Raw genomic sequence first — 17540 nt, 5'->3', positions numbered from 1 at the left:
TGTGATCCTACGCTGTTATCGATCAGCTTTATAGAGCAACCTAAGACTAAATACCGATAATGTCATTATTGGCACCATAAATTCGTCAATGTAGAGCAAAACATCCGAACACCTGCTACATCACTGTTAGAATACCCACAACGAATCAATTGGAATAGACAATGGCTAACACAGAGCATCAAGAAAAATTAGATAAACTAGACCAACTCAGCGTCTGCCTTTACCGTTCTGGGATTACTCTGTTTTCACTGGCTTTGCTGTGTTGCTCACTTGTGGCATCAAATAAACTTGGGGTCATTTCACTACCTGATTCCGTGCAGTGGGCAAGTATCTTCGTTATGTGTATTTCATGTGCACTCTCAGCGGCTAACCTGCATGTGTATAACAAACACGTAAGAGCCATTATCGTCTGGTCAGCGTGGCTTGGTTTACTGATCATGCTGTGTGGTATACAAAGCAGCGTTTACTGGCTTGCTTTAGGTTTTATATTCGTTACTTTTTCAGGCATTGCCCTCAAAGAATCATTTTGCTTTAACGTCTATGGCCTCAAACTTGTGCCAATTTTACTGGCATTAAACACCTTATTTGTAATGCTTGAATATTGGCAAGGTATGATGATTTGCTCTGCTATTGCGGGAACAATTATGCTGTACCTTTCTGTTCAAAAGTGGCGAATGCCCTTGCACTTTGATATTGGCAATAAAGCCAACTATGAAATCTGACCAACTCGAACTTAACCAATAACCAATGACTGACAACGGAAACAAGCTATGCTAATGCCAATCGCGACAAGACTAACAAACGGCGCAGACCTTAAAACATCGATTGCTAAGATAGTAACCGATGAAAATATCCAAGCTGGCAGTATCGCGTCTTGTGTGGGTTGTTTGTATTCAGTTAACTTGCGACTGGCTGGTGCAGAGAAAACCTTACAGCTTAATGAACCGCTAGAAATCGTCTCGTTAATGGGCACGTTAACGCCTAATCATCAGCACATTCACATTTCAGTCGCTGACACGAAGGGTAGAGTTTTCGGAGGCCATTTACTGGAGGGCAGTTTGATCGATACCACAGGTGAGCTGGTCATCCATCACTACCCTACGCTAGCGTTCTCACGCGAATTCGATGATGCAACTGGCTATACAGAATTGGTGATTGCCGATAAAAGCGCTTCTAAGCTCAATATCTAATTGTGGGATAGAGCCAAAGAACAAGAGGTTCAAAACCAAAAAACGCCCGTAATTCACATTACGAGCGTTTTTCGTTAATGTCATTTTAAGCGGAAACTCTATCTCGCGGTCAGATGGCCGATACCCTGATCGCTATCTTCCATTGTGCGTAGCTGAGACAAGTACTGAATCCAGCCTTTGCTTTCATTGCTGGCTTTAAGTGCATGAGCGCGCTTTGCATGAATTAGAGCTTGTTCCACTTCTTCTAGCTTGTAGTAGGCTCTTACTCTTGCTAATTCAACCGGGTGTTTTTTACCAGAGACTTTTTCCAGCTCAACCAGCGCTTGTCGGTACTGCCCTTCTTGCAATAACAATTGTGCCAAAGACCAACGGTATTTGTTGTTCGATTTCGCCGCCAACGCCCAATATTGTGTCGCTGTTTGCCACTCTTTCGCCATTTGCCAATAATTAGCTTGGTCTGCGAGTAACTTAGCGTCTGTTTTAGCTGAATCTACTTGCGCTAAAGCTAATGCCGCTTGCTCCGGAACACCTTGTTGAGCAAAAAGCTGCGCCATGGTTCGTAAGTCTTGATCAGGTAGCTTTATCCCTTGTCTTTTCGCTAATGAAAGGGTTGCTAGCGACTGCTTATATTGTTTTAACTGAAGCTGAATGCCTGCAGTTTGTTGCCACCACGCTAGTTTACTTGGCTGTAAAGTAATGAGTCTTTGCAACGTCGGCAACGCCGATTTCCACTGCTTAAGTTGCATCTGAGCGCCAAGCTTAATCGTCAGAGGTTGTACGTCATCTTGCTTTTGCACACGTTCGTAAGACTTCATCGCCGTAAGCACTTTGCTCCATTGTTCTAGACTATAATGAGCCTGCACAATTCGAAGCCATAGCTGTAATTCTGGTTCTGATTCTGGTCGTGTTTTTACAAGCTGATAATAGTGCGGTAAGGCTTGTTTGAACGATTCGGTAGATAACAAAATATCGGCCAACATTTTTTGCGTGACCCAAGCTTGCGAGTCTTGCAGCTTTCCGCTTTCAACCGCAGCCGTGAGTTGCTTAATCGCTTGGTTAGTCTCACCATTTTGCCAGTAAAATACACCCAGCATGCGTTGTACAAATGCTTTATCGTACTCTTTAGTAGGCTCAAGCTGTGCCAAAATATCAATGGCTTGCTGAATTTTGTCCTCTTGCTGAAGCTCATGAGCTTGCTGGACTTTATTCGCATTATAGCGAGTTAGTTGCTGTGCCATACTCACGCTAGAAAACGACACACAGCCCGCTATTAGTACGGCAAATATACTCTTCATCATTGGCTTATTTTGAACTCCAATTTCACGGTTTGTCCAATTTGAGCGATCGCTCGACCATCCACAACTTTCGGCTGATACTTCCATTTTTGCAGAGCGCGTTTCGCTTCTCTTTCAAACAGACGTCTTGGCTTTGCTTCAACTACCGTAATATCGGTTGGTCTGCCTGTTTTATCAATGGTAAATGACATCAGCACATAGCCCTCAGCTCCTTTCTTTAAAGCTCTTGACGGATAACGCGGCTCAACGCGATACAATGGCATCGCTTGTTGATTAGAACCAAAGTCAGAAAACTGGGGCAAATTAATCGCAAGCCCTTGATTCACTCCTTGCAAAGACAAATCCGGCATCGCAGGCATCGGTGGCGTCGCCGTTTGTGCGACGTTGGTTTTTAGCGTGGTTGCTGCTGGAGGCTGTGGAGTCTTCGGTTTTTCAGGAACACTTCGTTGCCTTCTTTGCGCTTCACGCTCTTCTTCTACCATCACGACATCAAATGCAAGGGGAGACTCGTTATCTGCCGCTCGCTGATGACCGTTATCAACCATCCATGCCATGAAGGTAAACAAACTCAATGCAATTGCCGCAGCGAAAGGCAACGCGATGAATAATCGCAGCATTAGCCTTTCTCCGCCGCCAACGCGATGCGTTTCACACCAGCGCCTTTAGCCCCATCCATCACTTTAACGACCGTGCCGTTATAAGCATGTTCATCGGCTTGAATAACCAAAGAAGCATCGGGTTGCTCTAATAATAGGTGCTCTAGCGTTGCTTGTACTCGCTCAACATCAACGACTCGTTTATCAATGTAAATTTCATTGCTAGAAGTGATGGCAATAAAAATACCGGCGTCTTTTTGGCTGACAACATTACTCGCTTGAGGTCGGTTAACTTCAACGCCGGATTCTCGCACAAACGAACTGGTTACAATGAAAAAGATCAACATGATAAAAACGATATCCAGCATCGAAGTCATGTCAATTTGTGCTTCTTCTTTAGCAGAAGATGGGCGATTTAGTCTCATCATCGGCTCCTTAACTGTTTTTCTAATTTAATTTCACGCCATTTACAGGCTTTTGATAACCGAGCGTGAGCAAACATTCCCGCAAGTGCTGCCACCATGCCGGCCATGGTCGGCAAGGTCGCAAGGGATATACCCGCAGCCATTAAGCGAGGCTGGCTGCTACCCAGAGTCGCCATTACATCAAACACTGAAATCATGCCTGTCACGGTGCCAAGTAACCCCATCATTGGGCAAATGGCCACCAAAACTTTGATCAAATTTAAGTTTTGGTTTAGGGCTATATGAGCTTCACTTAACCACCCCTCACGAATAGACATCGCGTACCAAGAGCTTTTATCGTCACGTACGTTCCAAGACGTAATCCATGTCGATTTTTGTTTTGGGAAGCTCACCGTCAAAAACAACACTCGCTCGACGATTAACAACCAGCACACGCCAACCACACATGATAGCCACCACAAGATTGGCCCACCTTGATCCATAAAATGGCTTAAGGAGTCCAACCATGTGGCTACCAGCTCTGATGAGGTCAAGTTTGACAACATCCAATCCATTACGCGGCCTTTTCAACTTGGTCAGCTTTTTCGGCTTGCTCGGCCACTAAGCTGATGCTTTGCTTCTCGAGGATGTTACGAATATTCTCGGCTTGAGTGCTCAAGATATTATGAGCTAATAGCATTGGCATGGCTGAAACCAAACCTAACACGGTTGTTACCAACGCCATCGAAATACCACCAGCCATGACTTTAGGGTCACCATTACCAAACTGAGTGATCACTTGGAAGGTTTCAATCATACCCGTCACGGTTCCTAACAGACCCAGCATAGGTGCTAATGCGGCCAATAGTTTCAGCATCGACAGGCCTTTTTCTAAGCCTTGCTGCTCATCGACAATGGTTTCAAGTAAACGAAGCTCTAACGCTTCTACGCTGCGCTTCTGCTCTTGATCGTATACCGCTAACACGCGGCCCAATGGGTTATTTTTTGGCGTAAACGGTGATTTAAGCTGTGAGCGAATTTGCTGACGAACATACAATAGAACCGCACCACGATAGAGAGCAATCACAATACCTAATGCCAATAAGCCAAGGATGATTTTGCCTACCACACCGCCGTGTTCTAAACGGTCTTTTAATTCTGGAGCATTGGCAACTTGTTCCAACATGATGCCACGAGAAGGGTCAAGTACTATGGCTCCCGTATTGTCACCGACTAAGGTAGCCGCTGTAGGGCCGTTGTTCGGTTGCTTAAGATAAGGTTTTGCTACGCCTCGCGCACCGTCCCAATTAATGTAGCCTGTTGAATCAACAAGACCCAAACTGCCTAAACGGTAAGCTTGTTCGCTAGAGGTATAGCCTTCACCGTTAACGTATGTCACATCGACTTGAGTTAACTCTTTGCTCGCGCTGACTTGCTCTTCAATCGCACGCCATAAACCGGTTAGCTGATCTAACGACGGAAGCGCTTTAGCAGCCACGATATCATCAATTAGCGGGGTATATTGTTGGCGGTCAATGGCCGTTACTGAATGACCAAGTTCTACCGAAAGCTCTTTAGCACTTTGGCGAACAACGCCAAACAACTCACCTAAGCTGCCTGTTTCCAATCTCAGCTTTTGCTCAAGTTCAGCAAGAGTCTGTTCATTCTGAGAAAATTGTTCGCTCAGCTGATTGGTTTCCGTTTGCAGGTTTTCACGTAATGCCAGTAACTTTTGACGCTGCTCGTTAAACTGCGCTTCCGTCAGAGAGAAACCCGCTTCACGTTGCTTGTTATGGGTTTTCTGCTCTTTATGGGCTTGTTGCGTTTTTTGCAATAAGTCATTACTTGCGAAACCATTAAATGAGAAAGCCAGTAAACACAGTGAGATGGTAAATTTAGAAAGAGTCATATTATTTGCCCTCCGTCATAACAGACAGCGGTAAGGTCAACAGGCTTGGTGCAATTTGTTTATTGGCAATGGCGTAGGCTTTATCTATGTCTGAACCGAAGCTTTTATCTAACTCCTGCCATTGCTTGGTGTTGTCTTTCCACACCCAGTATCGTTTACCATCGAGGCTGCGAGCCACCAAAGAGAGACGACCTAGGTACAGCATGTCTGCTTCAAGCTCTGTTGAATCCGATGAGGTCAACACAGCGGAATAAGTCCCTAGCTTAATGCCATAGTCTAATTCGATTTGGTAAGACTCTAAAATACGGCGATACTTTTCTGCATCACTGATATCGGCTTGTGACATCATATTTTCTAGCTTTTCTACACGCTCTAATCGCTGTGCCAATCGAATAGGTTTATCTTGAGAGACGGATTGTTTTAAGCCATCGATCATGCCGTACATTAACGGCACTAGGCCTTGTCTTGTTTGCTTGATGCCGTCTATTTGCATAGACAAGCTGTCACTTTCTTGTTCTTGATTGGCAACCAATCGGGCTAAGTGATCACGATAAACCGTTAGATTTTTTACCTCTTCTTGCAGCTGCTCAATCTCGGCCTTCATAGACAAGGTATTGTCTGCACTGGCATTGATGTTCTTTTGGCTTGTTGCCGCTTCACGGTTGATTTTATTTTCAACCGCTCGCGCATCATCCAATTTATCGGCGTGAGCTGAGGTGATAAACAGCATTGCAAGCAACGCAGACCAAGGCTTAAATCCTTTCATGGTTAGACTCTTAAACAAAAAATTAGAATAATAAGAAACAAAAATATGGGGAACGGATGAGTGTTCGCCATTAAACACACTTACTTTAAATGAAAATCAATATCATTAAAACCACAATAAGGAGAAAGCTCTCGCTTTCTCCTTATTTTTAACTCAACTGCCGATTAATAGCGCAATTGAACTGATGCCATGAAGTTACGGCCTTCACCGACTACGACATTTTTATAACCCGCGCCATCTTTCGAGCCGCCACCACCGAAGTATTCGGTATCAAATAGGTTCTCAACATTGAAGCGAGCAATGATATCTAGATTTTCATCATAGTTGTGAGTGTGTGCAACACCTAAATCGAATCGTGTGTAACCGTCTTTCTTAAAGGTATTTGCAGCATCACCATAACGTTCGCCAACATACACCGCACCTAAGTTGGCGTCTGTATTATTGTCGAAGTTATAACGAGTCCAAACACTTGCAGTGTACTCTGGTACGTCTGCTGGGCGGTTGCCGGATAAGTCATTACCACGATAATCTTGATACTTCACATATTCCGCATTGATGTACATAGCAGAAGCGCTAACAGAGAACTTATCAGTCACAAAACCTTGTGCAGACACTTCCGCACCACGGTGATTTTGCTCACCTGCTTGCGTTAGGTTGTACATGTTATTACCAGCGTCTTCTTTGAACGTACGACCTTCTTCTGTAATATCAAATAACGCACCGGTTAAATACAACTTATCTTCAAGCAAATTCCACTTAGTACCAAGCTCGTAGAGTTTGCCACGGCGAGGATCAAGCTGTTGGCCATCGTTCACATACTCACTGCCCGATACTTCACCCTGATGCTCAAAACTTTCAGCATAAGTTAAGTATAAAGAACCGTTCTCTGCAGGATGATAAATCGCAGCGAGCTTAGGTGATACCGCGTTATCTTTACGACCTTTACTGCGCGTTTCGTCAAAACGAGCACCCGCTAACACTTGCCATTGGTCGTTAAACGTCACCATGTCTTGAACGTAAACACCATAAGAATCTGAGTGGCTATGTGAAATTCTAGGTGCACCAGCTTTTGGCGTAGGTGTTGGTACTGGATCATTCGCTCCGACAATAGATTTATTGAAGCTAGTTTGGTTTCTGTCATAGGTATAACCCAACCAGTTGGCACCAACAAGCATCTGGTGAGATACGCCTAGCGCATCAAAATTACCGACGAAGTCAACATAACCTGTTTGATGTACCCAATGGTCCTTACGATCTGAACCACCGTGAGTCACCGTACCGGTACCATCTGGGTTAACGTTCGATAAGCTAGGGAAACTCTCGATATCTTGACGATTGAAGTCTTGGTAGTTAAAGCCAGTCGTTAGCGCCCAAGTATCGTTAAGCTGTGCATTCACATCAAAACCAATGTTCTCAGAACGGTTTTCAATGGTAGACCATTGCGCATCCCAAATGTGCTCACGACCGTTAACCGCTTTGCCATCAACCACGAAAGCGCCTGAATCTACGTTGCCTTTGTCGTATGTGTTGTCGTAGTGTAGCGACAAAGTAACATCATCATTGATGTCGTAGTCTACAAATAGGCCACCAACAACACGCTCTGTTGAGTGTGTGCTGCCGTCACCGTATGTGCGCCACGAATCTTCAGTCATTTTTGATAATACAGCGCGAGCACGTAACGTTTGCTCGTCATTTAACGCACCGCTTACATCAGCAACGGAACGTGAGTGGTTATTAGAACCTAGGTCTTGGCTAACATTCACTTGAGTTTCGTAAGTTGGCTTTTTAGACACCATGTTTACCATGCCGCCTGGAGCTGAAGTTCCGTATAACAGACCTGATGGGCCTTTTAATACTTCAACACGTTCTAAAAGTTCAATGGGTTGCTTGTAGTGAGACCAGTGCTTACGACCGTCACGCAATACTTGCAAATCAAAACCACGTAAATTGAAGCGCTCACGGTTACGGCTATTACCACCAGCACCGATACTTGCATCGTTTGCAAGAACTTGGCCTAGCGTGCTTGCACGCTGCTCATCAATGATTTGCTCATCGATAACGGCAACTTGTCCTGGGGTTTCTAACTGAGAGGCCTCAATTTTCATTGCGGTGGTGTTGGTATCCGCTTTGTAGCCGTGATCACGACCTGTAACGACCATGTGCTCATCTGCAGTGTTCGTTTCTGCGTACGCAACAGGCGCTGACAAAATGGCACCGATAAGTACCGCTAATTGACTTTTAGAAGTCATAATCCTTTATCTCCAATAAACCTCTTCCAAATTACCAGCGCCTTTCGGGCTAGCTAAGAAGAGAAAGCAACATTAAGGGTAACTTTGCTAAGCCACCTCGATTTATGCTGCGAATAGTATTGATAATAGTTATCACTTGCAGTTAAATTTACATTCTTTGCACTTGAACGCGACTGTAAATACCTTTAACTACTCAAAAAATTAAGATTTTTGCGAATAAAAAGATAGAGTTACACTAAGCCCTGATGGTTCCCTGTTTTCCGCGCACACTTCACCTTTCATCACCCTCATAGACTCCTTTACAATTGAAAGCCCTAATCCATATCCTCCGGACTGCTTATCTCGTGCTTGTTCTAACCGAGTAAATGGGTCAAAAATGTTAGTTAAGTGTGTATTGGGTATGCCGGGCCCATCATCTTCCACTCGCATGATCACCTGTTCACCGATAACGTCCCCAGAGATCACCACTTTCGCGTTTTCACCAGCATATTTCACGGCGTTGGCTAATAAATTATCCAATACTCGCAGCATCAGTCGCTCATCGGCGAGAATAATCGGTAGGTCATTTGGTATGTCATTGATGATGGTTTGCGAACCGTGTTTTAATAATGACACGTCCAACACAGACTGAGACACCAAAGCATCTAACTGCAACGGCATTAGCCTAGGCACATAAGTCGCCATTTCCAATTTGCTATATTCCATGATCTCGTCAATAAGCTCGTTCATCACGTCAGATTCACGGCCTAATCGATCCGCTAGAGGGTGCAGTTCAACGGGAATCCTCTTTCGCACCAAATGCAATGCTAGATTCTGGCGAGCTAATGGCGTTCTTAATTCATGAGACACATCACGTATTAAGCGGCGTTGTTTTTCGGCCATTTCTTCAATCCGAAAAGCCATATTATCGAAGTCTTTTGCAAGCTCGGCAAATTCAGCCACATCTTTGCCTACGACATCTTCGACTCGTACATGATAATCGCCGTCTGCAAGTTGACGGCTAGCCACTTGCAATTGAGACAACGGTTTTTGCAGATAGCGGGCCAGTAACAATGAAAACACACTGAGTATCAAAATAGCGATCACGACTTGGCTTGCACCAAAGTAATAGCGATAAAAGTGCGCCGGATGCTTTGCGTGAGGAAACTGAATTACCAACTGACGCTTATCACTGAGCGGCATTGAAATGATCGGTTGATTGACCCGATCTTGCAATGTGGTATCTAGCCGACGAATGAACCGCAGCTTAAATTTAAAGTGCGGATGCATTTCACGGCCGCTGAGCGCATTGTGCTTCTCATCCAACACAAACAGATAATAGCTTTGAGCTCGCTCCCAATCGGCTAATTTCTGCATATCCCCTTGTTGTAACCGCTCTTCGGCTTCTACGGCCAAAGCCCGCATATCAATTTGGACATTATCTGGCACTTGAAGCAGTGCTTTCATCAACGCTCTTTCTGCTAAGTTCTGCGCACCTAAGATCAACAGCAAGATAATGGCGAAATAGGAAAAGAGCCGCGCTGCTAACGATTCTGTTCTCGGCCATAAAAGGCGCTTAAACCGACTCAACAAAACTGTACCCTTTACCACGAATCGTTTTTATAACCTGTTTTGGCAACCCTGCTTGCACCAATTTCCGACGAATATTGCTGATATGCATATCTAAATTACGATCAAACGGGCTAAGATCTTTTTTCAACACTTTTAGCTGTAACTCAGCTTTAGAAACGACAATATCTTTTCGGTTAAGAAGGTACTCTAGTAAGTCAACTTCCGTTCCGGTTAAGGGCAAACCAGTGAGCTGATCCGCAAACCCACGATGGGCTGTATGCTTAGGGGATTCATTCACCACCATTTGGCGCTGTTTCTCTAACCCGACCCTGCGTAGCATGGCGGTCATTCTTGTTAGCAACTCCGGCACTTGAAAAGGTTTTGGCATGTAATGATCAGCCCCTGCTTGAAGGCTATCCATCATTGTATTTTCATCATTAAGCGCCGTCAGCATGAGTATTGGGGTAGCGAATCGCTGGCAAATCCTACGGGCCATTTGCATGCCATCTATGTTAGGCAACATGACATCAAGGAGTACTAAGTCAACCGGGTAAGACTGCATATAGGCCAACCCAGATTCACCGCAATGGCAGCAATGGACGTCATAGCCTTCCTCAAGCAGCACATCATTCAATAATTCACACAGGGGTACATCATCATCTATAACCAGAATACGGGACATGTTTAACTTCTAAATCTAATGATTAATACAAATTATTCGCATTCTATTCTAGTTTTAAGTGATGCTTCAATGACTATAAACAAAAAAGCCAGAGGTATTCGATCTTGCCGATCTCACCTCTGGCTTTATTTGATTTCAATTTGCCGAAAAATCAGCAATTTCATTCTCGCTCAGATCAAGACTAAGCCAGTGCTTCCTCCGCCTTTTTCTGTTTGTCTTCATGATGTTTTTTCTCACCAAAATGCGCATAAATCAGACACACGACAGACAAAACACAAGAAGCGGTTAAGACCATAAAGCCCCCATCCCAACCAAAGTGATCTACGGTGTAACCCAAGATCGCATTTGCTGCAACAGCGCCACCCAAGTAACCAAATAACCCAGTCAGACCTGCCGCAGTACCTGCCGCTTTTTTCGGTGCAAGCTCAAGTGCATAAAGGCCTATCAACATAACCGGCCCGTAGATCAAGAAGCCAATCGCAACTAACGCTGCCATATCAACCATAGGGTTACCTGCAGGGTTAAACCAGTACACAAGTACCGCGACAGTCACCAGTACCATAAACAAGATACCCGCAGGAGCTCGGCGTCCTTTGAATAATCGGTCAGATATCCAACCACACAATAGCGTTCCTGGAATACCGGCCCACTCATACAAGAAGTAAGCCCAAGAAGATTTGTCTACCGTGAATTGTTTTGCTTCATTTAGATAAACCGGAGCCCAATCCAGCACGCCATAACGGATCAAGTAAACAAAGGCGTTTGCAATCGCTATCGACCAAAGAAGTTTATTGGAGAATACGTACTTAAAGAAAATTTCCTTCGCGGTCATCTCTTGTTCGTGTTCTTCTTTATAGTCATCAGGGTAATCGTCTTTGTGCTCTTCAATTGAAGGAAGACCGCATGATTGCGGAGTATCACGCACCGTAAACCAAACGAAAATGGCGACTAACGTAGCGAAAAATGCAGGCACATAAAAAGCAGCACGCCAGTCATCGTTGAACGCCCAAAGACCAAGTAGGAACATTGGCCCAATTAAGCCACCGCCCACGTTGTGGGCAACGTTCCATACCGAGACTACCTCTCCCCGTTCTTTACGAGACCACCAGTGAACCATAGTTCGTCCACACGCAGGCCACCCCATTCCCTGAAACCAACCGTTTAGGAATAGTAGAACGAACATTGCTGCTACACTGCCCGTTGCCCATGGCATAAAGCCAAAACAGAACATAACCGCAGCCGACATTAATAGGCCAGCACTGAGGAAATACCGAGGGTTGGAGCGATCAGAGACACTGCCCATTAAAAACTTGGACAACCCATACGCGATAGAAACGGCCGCCAAAGCCACGCCTAACTCACCTCGGCTAAATCCTTGTTCAATGAGATATGGCATCGCTAAACTGAAGTTTTTTCGAACTAGGTAGTAACCAGCATAACCAACAAAAATGCCGAGAAACAATTGCCAACGGAGTCGAGTGTAGGTAGCGCCAATTTGATCAGCAGGCAGCCGATCAAGGTGCGGTTTGGGTTTGAAGATACCAAACATAACAGACCTCTTGTTATTATCTTAATTATTATAGAATGAGTTCGAATGAATAGATTATTATTTCGAACGAATGCATTTCGAGAGTATTTTTGCTCGTTTTATTGAATAATTCCGTGACACAATCGTTAAATTATTAATTTTTTATTACAAAAATTAGTCTGTTAGTTACCAATTATGTTGAAATATAAATGTTCGATTTCAATCAAAATATTCATCATTCGAAACATCCACTCCTCATCGCCTGTGAAGAGCATGAATATCAGGAGAATAAGATGCAATAAAGTCACGATGTTGCTATGGTATTAGTAATAAAAATTACAAAGATGGCTCGCCTATCTCTATGAATGCAATAGAGTTTCGTAACGTCGACAAATGGTATGGCAATTTTCAAGCGCTGAAAGGCATCAACTTAACGGTTTCCAAAGGTGAAATTGTGGTGGTTTGTGGCCCATCGGGTTCTGGAAAATCAACCCTGATACGCTGTGTTAATGACCTAGAAAGCTTGAATTCCGGTGAATTGGACGTATTCGGCCATAGGCCAAATTCCAAACAGCTGAAGCCTGGGACCATTGGCATGGTATTCCAGCACTTTCATCTCTTTCCACACTTATCGGTGCTAGACAACCTTACTCTTGCGCCAAGACGTACTCTTGGCCTTTCACAGGCAGAAGCCGAAAAGCAAGCGTTGCACTACCTCGACCGTGTTCAAATTATCGAACAAGCAAATAAATACCCCGTTCAACTGTCTGGTGGCCAACAGCAACGAGTCGCGATTGCGCGTTCACTTTGTATGCAGCCTCAAATCTTATTGTTTGATGAGCCAACATCCGCTTTAGACCCGGAGATGATCAATGAAGTTCTTGATGTGATGACCGAGCTCGCCTCGGATGGTATGACCATGATGTGCGTCACTCATGAAATGGGGTTTGCGAAAAAGGTCGCCGACAAAGTCATATTTATGGATGAGGGTGAAATCATTGAAAGTGCGACACCACAAACGTTATTCGAAAAACCGAAGCACCAACGTACACAAGCCTTTTTACAGCAGATTTTAAGCTACTGATGCCGATGAAAATTCTTAAGCCTGTTTTATCTGCCTTACTGCAAATTATTCTGTTAGTTATCGGGATAGCCTGGCTACTGCAATCGGGCGCCGAAGCCATGCAATATCAGTGGCAATGGGATCGAGTGCCCGATTTTATCGCGTTCTTTGAAGATGATGAATGGTGGCCTGCTGAATTATTAGAGGGGCTGTTGGTTACGCTTCATATTTCATTTCTCAGTTTAATCGCTACCTTAATCATAGGATTAGCGACGGCTCTGTTACGCTTATCAAACTCTATTGTTGGCCGAGCGCTCGCTCGTCTCTACATTGAATTGATTCGGAACACGCCTTTATTAGTTCAGATCTACTTGCTGTATTTTGTTTTTGGACCAATGATTGGGTTAGATCGATTCGCTACGGCCATTTTGGCACTAGCGTTATTTCAAGGTGCTTATACCGCTGAAGTTTTTCGTGCCGGACTTAACAGTATTCCAAAAGGTCAATTTGAAGCGGCTAAATCGTTGGGGCTATCTTCGTTTTCAACTTATCGAGACGTCATTTTACCTCAAATGCTACAAAGAACGCTGCCGCCCCTGACTAACGAAGTGGTATCGTTGATCAAAAACTCGTCTATTGTCAGCGTAATGGCCATTTTCGACCTGACCACTGAGGGGCGAAATATTGTTTCAGAAACCGCGATGCCTTTCGAAATTTGGTTTACCGTCGCCGCAATTTATTTGCTACTAACGCTAACCCTATCTGGGCTTTCGGCTTGGATGGAACACAAACTCGGCGCTCAATGGCGCACACAATAATGGAGTAAATCAGCATGAAGCTAATACCAAAATCGGCATTTAAAGCCGCCGTTGGGGTAATCTTAAGCGCTACGATGGCACTACCCACGTTTGCGAGCGAAACACCTAACCTTGATAAAATCACTGACCGCGGCACACTACGAGTTGGCATGTCCACGTTCGTTCCTTGGGCCATGCGTGATAAGCAAGGTGATTTAATCGGTTTCGAAATTGATGTTGCTAAACGTCTGGCGCAAGATTCAGGCTGGAAAGTAGAGTTTGTTCCAACTGCATGGGACGGCATTATTCCTGCGCTTCTGGCGAAGAAATTTGACGTTATCATTGGCGGAATGTCAATTACACCTGAGCGTGCTAAAAGCGTCTTGTTCACTTCCCCTTACTCACATTCTGGTGTTCAAGTCGCGGCTAACAAAACACTCGCCGAGGGTTTTAGCTCTCCAAGTGACTTCAACTCTCGCCGCATAAAAATTGCTGCCCGCCGCGGTGCATTCACTGTTCAAGTTGCAAGAGAAACATTTCCTAAAGCCAAGATCCTTCAATTTGATGACGATGCTCAAGCGTTCCAAGAAGTATTGAATGGCAATGCTCATGCCGTCATTGCCTCTAGCCCAAAGCCAGAACACGAAGCGGTGAAGAACTCAGATAAATTGTTTATTCCGTTTACTGAACGTTTATCAAAAGGTAATGAAGCCTTTGCAGTGAGACTGGGTGAAGACGACAAAACCGAGTTTTTCAACAACTGGATTGAAGCCAGAACCGCAGACGGATGGTTAGCAGAACGATACGAGTATTGGTTCTCAACGCTAGACTGGCAACAGCAGATAGCCGCAGGCCAATAAACTCGTGAATTGAAGCGTTTATTTACACTTGTCGTTGTTTGTATAAGTGATCACTTAAATAAGCGCTTCGATATACCTGTTTAACAGAAAACATATAGCCATCATCAGTACCGCAAATAGGAAAATTTTGGACGATCTAACCACCAGCAAGCACAACACAAAGCCATTAAATACTACCGTTAGTCGATTGTCGCTCATAAACTGGAAGCCGACATGGCTTGATTTGGTACTGATCGTCGCCCTCGCTATCGGTTCAGTATGGCTATACCAACGCTGGTCAATAGGGATCCAATATCAATGGCGATGGTCTGATGCTATTGACCTCATTTTTACCCCGCGCTCCGATGGAAGCTTGCCATACTTCTTTCAAGGCTTGCTATCAACACTGAGATTGAGTGCTTGGGGCATGCTGCTCGCTCTCGTTCTAGGTACAGCGCTAGGTGTGGCTCGTTTTTCTGGCATTTCACTGTTTAAAATTCCAGCCAACGCGTTTATTCAACTAATACGCAATATTCCGCCCTTAGTGTTCGTGTTCATTTTCTATTTTTTCATCTCAAATCAGCTCATTCCTTTACTTGGATTAGATGCACTGCTTCGCGATCACAACGGTGAGATTAACCCCATTCAGTCAGCCTTGTTTGGTCCTGCTAACATATGGGAAAACTTGGTATCTGGGGTGCTTTGTATCGGCCTGCTCTCCTCTGCTTATATCGCAGAAGTTGTGCGTGCTGGGTTGGCCGGTGTCCCTAAAGGACAATGGGAAGCTGCAGATGCGCTCGGCCTATCTACTTGGTCTAAGTATCGCTATGTCGTTGCGCCACAAGTACTTTCAGCTATTACGCCAACATTGGCAGGGCAAACTATTTCACTGGTTAAAGACTCTTCTATCGTCGCCTTAATATCCATTCAAGAATTAACCTTTGTAGGTACAGAGATGGCTAATTCATCTGGCCTGATTTTTGAAATTTGGTTGTTTGTGGGCCTCTGTTATTTGTTACTTTGTCTTAGCTTGTCACTAGGGTTTGGTTGGTTGGAAAATCGCACCAGCCAACACAACCATAATTAGCGGTGATGCAATCACTTAATCGGCGAGCATTCGCGCGAACAACGTTAATTCTAGAATACGCTTTCAACCCGATTACGACCATTTCGCTTCGCCTGATACAAAGCTTCATCAGCTCGACGAAATGCGTCATCTACGGCTTCTTGTTTTGAAATTTCAGTAACACCAAAGCTTGCTGTACATCCATTAGGGCCGATACCAAAATCATACTGTTCTATCGCTTTTCGTAAGCTTTCAGCTTTAAGTAATGCAGCCTCTAACGTGCAGTCAGAACAAACAAATAGAAACTCTTCTCCACCCCAACGGCCAATACTATCGTTCACGGCTAAGTTATCTTTAAACAGATCCGCAAGTAGCTTGAGTACCTTATCCCCCATGAGATGCCCTAAACTGTCGTTCACCAACTTGAAATGGTCTATGTCGATCAAAATAAGGGCAAATGGCACGCCAGAGCTTAACGTCTCTAATTTGGCATGTTCAACCTGATCTTCAATTTTTTTACGATTGAAAAGCCCTGTGAGGCTGTCGGTAATCGATATAAGCTCTAGCGCTTCAGTACGAGATTTCACCTGCCGTTTTAAGACGGCGATGTACACTAGAGACGAGACTAAAATGAAGGCTGTCATACCTAAAATTAACGATGGCATCAGCCAAGTTGGAATCCGAGATTCCGGTAGCATCCACTTATTAACGATGCGGTTAAAATCTCCAGTGGGCATCGAATCTAAGCCTTGATTGACAAATTCTAGTGTCGCTTTATTTCCAAGGGGAACGGCGGCCTTTAAGTTTTCACGATAAAGGGTTTCTACAACATAAAAATCTTCAGGTGTACTCCACTGATGTAAATAGTACATTGCAGCGGGGTAATCACTAATAAAGGCCAGTACCTCACCATCAACAGCGGCTTGAATGGCATCGGTGCTGTTTGAATATGGTACCAACTCAATACTTGGGTAGTGCTTTGCCATGTGATTTTGCTCAAACCCACCGTCCGTTATTGCAACCGGAACTCCAGCAAGCTCTGCTACGCTGCTCACCTTTAGCTTATGGGACACAAACAAACGCGTTGCCAAAGGCACGTTAATAGTAGAAGAGAAATCCATATATTCTCGCCTTTGCTCGGACTCAAATAGGCCCGCGTGTACATCGGCTTTCCCTTCTCTAATTAGGTCAAGGCTGGTTTGCCATCGAGTTAATTTGAATTCAATGGTGACATCATTTTCTATGCCAAATTGACTCCAAAGATCAATTAAAATCCCATCAGGTTCGCCTTCCTCATTGATAAAAGAGAACGGAGGCCATGTGGCAGAGTTGGTGACAACCAGTGTTCTTTCGGTGGCAGGTATGTTGGCAGAATAAAGGGCTGAGCAGAGCAAAAAAACAATGAAAATACCGCAATTTTTCATCTGGTAAATTACCTCGCTACCAAACGTGATCCATCATTCACTAGAAACGAGCGTTATCGTAACCTTCTGAATAAGTCTAGTTCACCATTGATAGTATCATTTTTTAATTGACGGGTAGCGGTCACAAAATACGAAGAGAGCAAAGTGTTATGTGGGCCGAAGCGATTCGAAAACAGTACTT

General features: G+C 44.4%; 17 protein-coding genes. 6 read left to right on the top strand and 11 right to left on the bottom strand.

The window, feature by feature from the left end; all coding sequences use genetic code 11:
- The first annotated feature begins 161 nt into the window (after window positions 1–161).
- Both QWZ04_RS05165 and QWZ04_RS05160 read left to right on the top strand, forming a co-directional pair.
- Window positions 162–722: a DUF2301 domain-containing membrane protein gene (locus QWZ04_RS05165; RefSeq protein ID WP_290325636.1), complete on the top strand. Its 561-nt coding sequence runs from the start codon at window positions 162–164 to the stop codon at window positions 720–722.
- 48 nt (window positions 723–770) lie between these two features.
- Window positions 771–1190, top strand: a complete 420-nt coding sequence (locus tag QWZ04_RS05160) for a PPC domain-containing DNA-binding protein (RefSeq protein ID WP_290325634.1) — start codon at window positions 771–773, stop codon at window positions 1188–1190.
- Between the two features lie 98 nt (window positions 1191–1288).
- Here QWZ04_RS05160 and QWZ04_RS05155 read toward each other — a convergent pair whose 3' ends face one another.
- From QWZ04_RS05155 to glpT, 10 genes are all read right to left on the bottom strand, one after another.
- Window positions 1289–2428: a tetratricopeptide repeat protein gene (locus QWZ04_RS05155; RefSeq protein ID WP_290325632.1), complete on the bottom strand. Its 1140-nt coding sequence runs from the start codon at window positions 2426–2428 to the stop codon at window positions 1289–1291.
- Between the two features lie 56 nt (window positions 2429–2484).
- On the bottom strand, window positions 2485–3102 hold the full coding sequence (locus QWZ04_RS05150; RefSeq protein WP_290325630.1) for an energy transducer TonB: 618 nt from the start codon (window positions 3100–3102) through the stop codon (window positions 2485–2487).
- Window positions 3102–3506: an ExbD/TolR family protein gene (locus QWZ04_RS05145; RefSeq protein WP_102522385.1), complete on the bottom strand. Its 405-nt coding sequence runs from the start codon at window positions 3504–3506 to the stop codon at window positions 3102–3104. Before QWZ04_RS05145 ends, QWZ04_RS05150 begins: the two co-directional genes overlap by 1 nt.
- Entirely contained in the window at window positions 3506–4060 is a 555-nt protein-coding gene (locus tag QWZ04_RS05140) for a MotA/TolQ/ExbB proton channel family protein (RefSeq protein ID WP_290325628.1), read from the bottom strand. The genes QWZ04_RS05145 and QWZ04_RS05140 overlap by 1 nt, the downstream gene beginning before the upstream one ends.
- Window positions 4060–5394, bottom strand: a complete 1335-nt coding sequence (locus QWZ04_RS05135) for a MotA/TolQ/ExbB proton channel family protein (protein ID WP_290325626.1) — start codon at window positions 5392–5394, stop codon at window positions 4060–4062. The genes QWZ04_RS05140 and QWZ04_RS05135 overlap by 1 nt, the downstream gene beginning before the upstream one ends.
- Window position 5395: 1 nt before the next feature.
- Complete coding sequence (locus QWZ04_RS05130; protein WP_290325624.1) at window positions 5396–6160, bottom strand: DUF3450 domain-containing protein; 765 nt, start codon at window positions 6158–6160, stop codon at window positions 5396–5398.
- A 164-nt stretch (window positions 6161–6324) separates the two neighbouring features.
- Window positions 6325–8409 carry a TonB-dependent siderophore receptor gene (locus tag QWZ04_RS05125; protein WP_290325622.1) on the bottom strand — a complete coding sequence of 695 codons (2085 nt, stop codon included), beginning with the start codon at window positions 8407–8409 and terminating at the stop codon, window positions 6325–6327.
- A gap of 201 nt (window positions 8410–8610) precedes the next feature.
- Window positions 8611–9855, bottom strand: coding sequence for a sensor histidine kinase (locus QWZ04_RS05120; RefSeq protein WP_290325620.1), 1245 nt, complete (start codon window positions 9853–9855; stop codon window positions 8611–8613).
- A 109-nt stretch (window positions 9856–9964) separates the two neighbouring features.
- Complete coding sequence (locus QWZ04_RS05115) at window positions 9965–10642, bottom strand: response regulator transcription factor (RefSeq protein ID WP_290325618.1); 678 nt, start codon at window positions 10640–10642, stop codon at window positions 9965–9967.
- Window positions 10643–10823: 181 nt separating this feature from the next.
- A complete protein-coding gene (gene glpT / locus QWZ04_RS05110; protein WP_290325616.1) occupies window positions 10824–12191 on the bottom strand; it encodes a glycerol-3-phosphate transporter in 1368 nt (455 codons plus the stop codon).
- A gap of 340 nt (window positions 12192–12531) precedes the next feature.
- Between glpT and QWZ04_RS05105 the strand changes: the two genes are divergently transcribed.
- The 4 genes from QWZ04_RS05105 to QWZ04_RS05090 all read left to right on the top strand — a co-directional run bounded on the left by QWZ04_RS05105 (window position 12532) and on the right by QWZ04_RS05090 (window position 15956).
- The gene (locus QWZ04_RS05105) at window positions 12532–13254 is read left to right on the top strand and encodes an amino acid ABC transporter ATP-binding protein (RefSeq protein WP_290325614.1); all 723 of its coding nucleotides are present in this window, start codon (window positions 12532–12534) and stop codon (window positions 13252–13254) included.
- Window positions 13254–14051: an amino acid ABC transporter permease gene (locus tag QWZ04_RS05100; protein WP_290325612.1), complete on the top strand. Its 798-nt coding sequence runs from the start codon at window positions 13254–13256 to the stop codon at window positions 14049–14051. The genes QWZ04_RS05105 and QWZ04_RS05100 overlap by 1 nt, the downstream gene beginning before the upstream one ends.
- A 14-nt stretch (window positions 14052–14065) precedes the next feature.
- Window positions 14066–14890, top strand: coding sequence for a transporter substrate-binding domain-containing protein (locus QWZ04_RS05095; RefSeq protein WP_290325610.1), 825 nt, complete (start codon window positions 14066–14068; stop codon window positions 14888–14890).
- 187 nt (window positions 14891–15077) lie between these two features.
- Entirely contained in the window at window positions 15078–15956 is an 879-nt protein-coding gene (locus QWZ04_RS05090; protein ID WP_435433587.1) for an amino acid ABC transporter permease, read from the top strand.
- Between the two features lie 50 nt (window positions 15957–16006).
- On the opposite strand, the gene QWZ04_RS05085 is transcribed toward QWZ04_RS05090, so the two are convergent.
- Window positions 16007–17359: a sensor domain-containing diguanylate cyclase gene (locus QWZ04_RS05085; protein ID WP_290325608.1), complete on the bottom strand. Its 1353-nt coding sequence runs from the start codon at window positions 17357–17359 to the stop codon at window positions 16007–16009.
- Window positions 17360–17540 lie beyond the last annotated feature (181 nt).

This window comes from Vibrio tapetis subsp. quintayensis, assembly GCF_030409945.1.
GTDB classification, from domain to species: domain Bacteria; phylum Pseudomonadota; class Gammaproteobacteria; order Enterobacterales; family Vibrionaceae; genus Vibrio; species Vibrio quintayensis.
The sequence above is the reverse complement of the archived record's forward strand: the minus strand, read 5'-3'. Positions and strand labels throughout refer to the sequence as shown.

What these genes read in the sequence shown, in the direction of transcription:
- QWZ04_RS05085 (WP_290325608.1), bottom strand. Translation starts at nt 17,359, where the DNA reads ATGAAAAATTGCGGTATTTTCATTGTTTTTTTGCTCTGCTCAGCCCTT.
- QWZ04_RS05165 (WP_290325636.1), top strand. Translation starts at nt 162, where the DNA reads ATGGCTAACACAGAGCATCAAGAAAAATTAGATAAACTAGACCAACTC.
- QWZ04_RS05120 (WP_290325620.1), bottom strand. Translation starts at nt 9,855, where the DNA reads ATGAAAGCACTGCTTCAAGTGCCAGATAATGTCCAAATTGATATGCGG.
- QWZ04_RS05145 (WP_102522385.1), bottom strand. Translation starts at nt 3,506, where the DNA reads ATGAGACTAAATCGCCCATCTTCTGCTAAAGAAGAAGCACAAATTGAC.
- QWZ04_RS05150 (WP_290325630.1), bottom strand. Translation starts at nt 3,102, where the DNA reads ATGCTGCGATTATTCATCGCGTTGCCTTTCGCTGCGGCAATTGCATTG.
- QWZ04_RS05125 (WP_290325622.1), bottom strand. Translation starts at nt 8,409, where the DNA reads ATGACTTCTAAAAGTCAATTAGCGGTACTTATCGGTGCCATTTTGTCA.
- QWZ04_RS05135 (WP_290325626.1), bottom strand. Translation starts at nt 5,394, where the DNA reads ATGACTCTTTCTAAATTTACCATCTCACTGTGTTTACTGGCTTTCTCA.
- QWZ04_RS05115 (WP_290325618.1), bottom strand. Translation starts at nt 10,642, where the DNA reads ATGTCCCGTATTCTGGTTATAGATGATGATGTACCCCTGTGTGAATTA.
- QWZ04_RS05105 (WP_290325614.1), top strand. Translation starts at nt 12,532, where the DNA reads ATGAATGCAATAGAGTTTCGTAACGTCGACAAATGGTATGGCAATTTT.
- QWZ04_RS05155 (WP_290325632.1), bottom strand. Translation starts at nt 2,428, where the DNA reads ATGGCACAGCAACTAACTCGCTATAATGCGAATAAAGTCCAGCAAGCT.
- glpT (WP_290325616.1), bottom strand. Translation starts at nt 12,191, where the DNA reads ATGTTTGGTATCTTCAAACCCAAACCGCACCTTGATCGGCTGCCTGCT.
- QWZ04_RS05095 (WP_290325610.1), top strand. Translation starts at nt 14,066, where the DNA reads ATGAAGCTAATACCAAAATCGGCATTTAAAGCCGCCGTTGGGGTAATC.
- QWZ04_RS05130 (WP_290325624.1), bottom strand. Translation starts at nt 6,160, where the DNA reads ATGAAAGGATTTAAGCCTTGGTCTGCGTTGCTTGCAATGCTGTTTATC.
- QWZ04_RS05160 (WP_290325634.1), top strand. Translation starts at nt 771, where the DNA reads ATGCTAATGCCAATCGCGACAAGACTAACAAACGGCGCAGACCTTAAA.
- QWZ04_RS05100 (WP_290325612.1), top strand. Translation starts at nt 13,254, where the DNA reads ATGCCGATGAAAATTCTTAAGCCTGTTTTATCTGCCTTACTGCAAATT.
- QWZ04_RS05140 (WP_290325628.1), bottom strand. Translation starts at nt 4,060, where the DNA reads ATGGATTGGATGTTGTCAAACTTGACCTCATCAGAGCTGGTAGCCACA.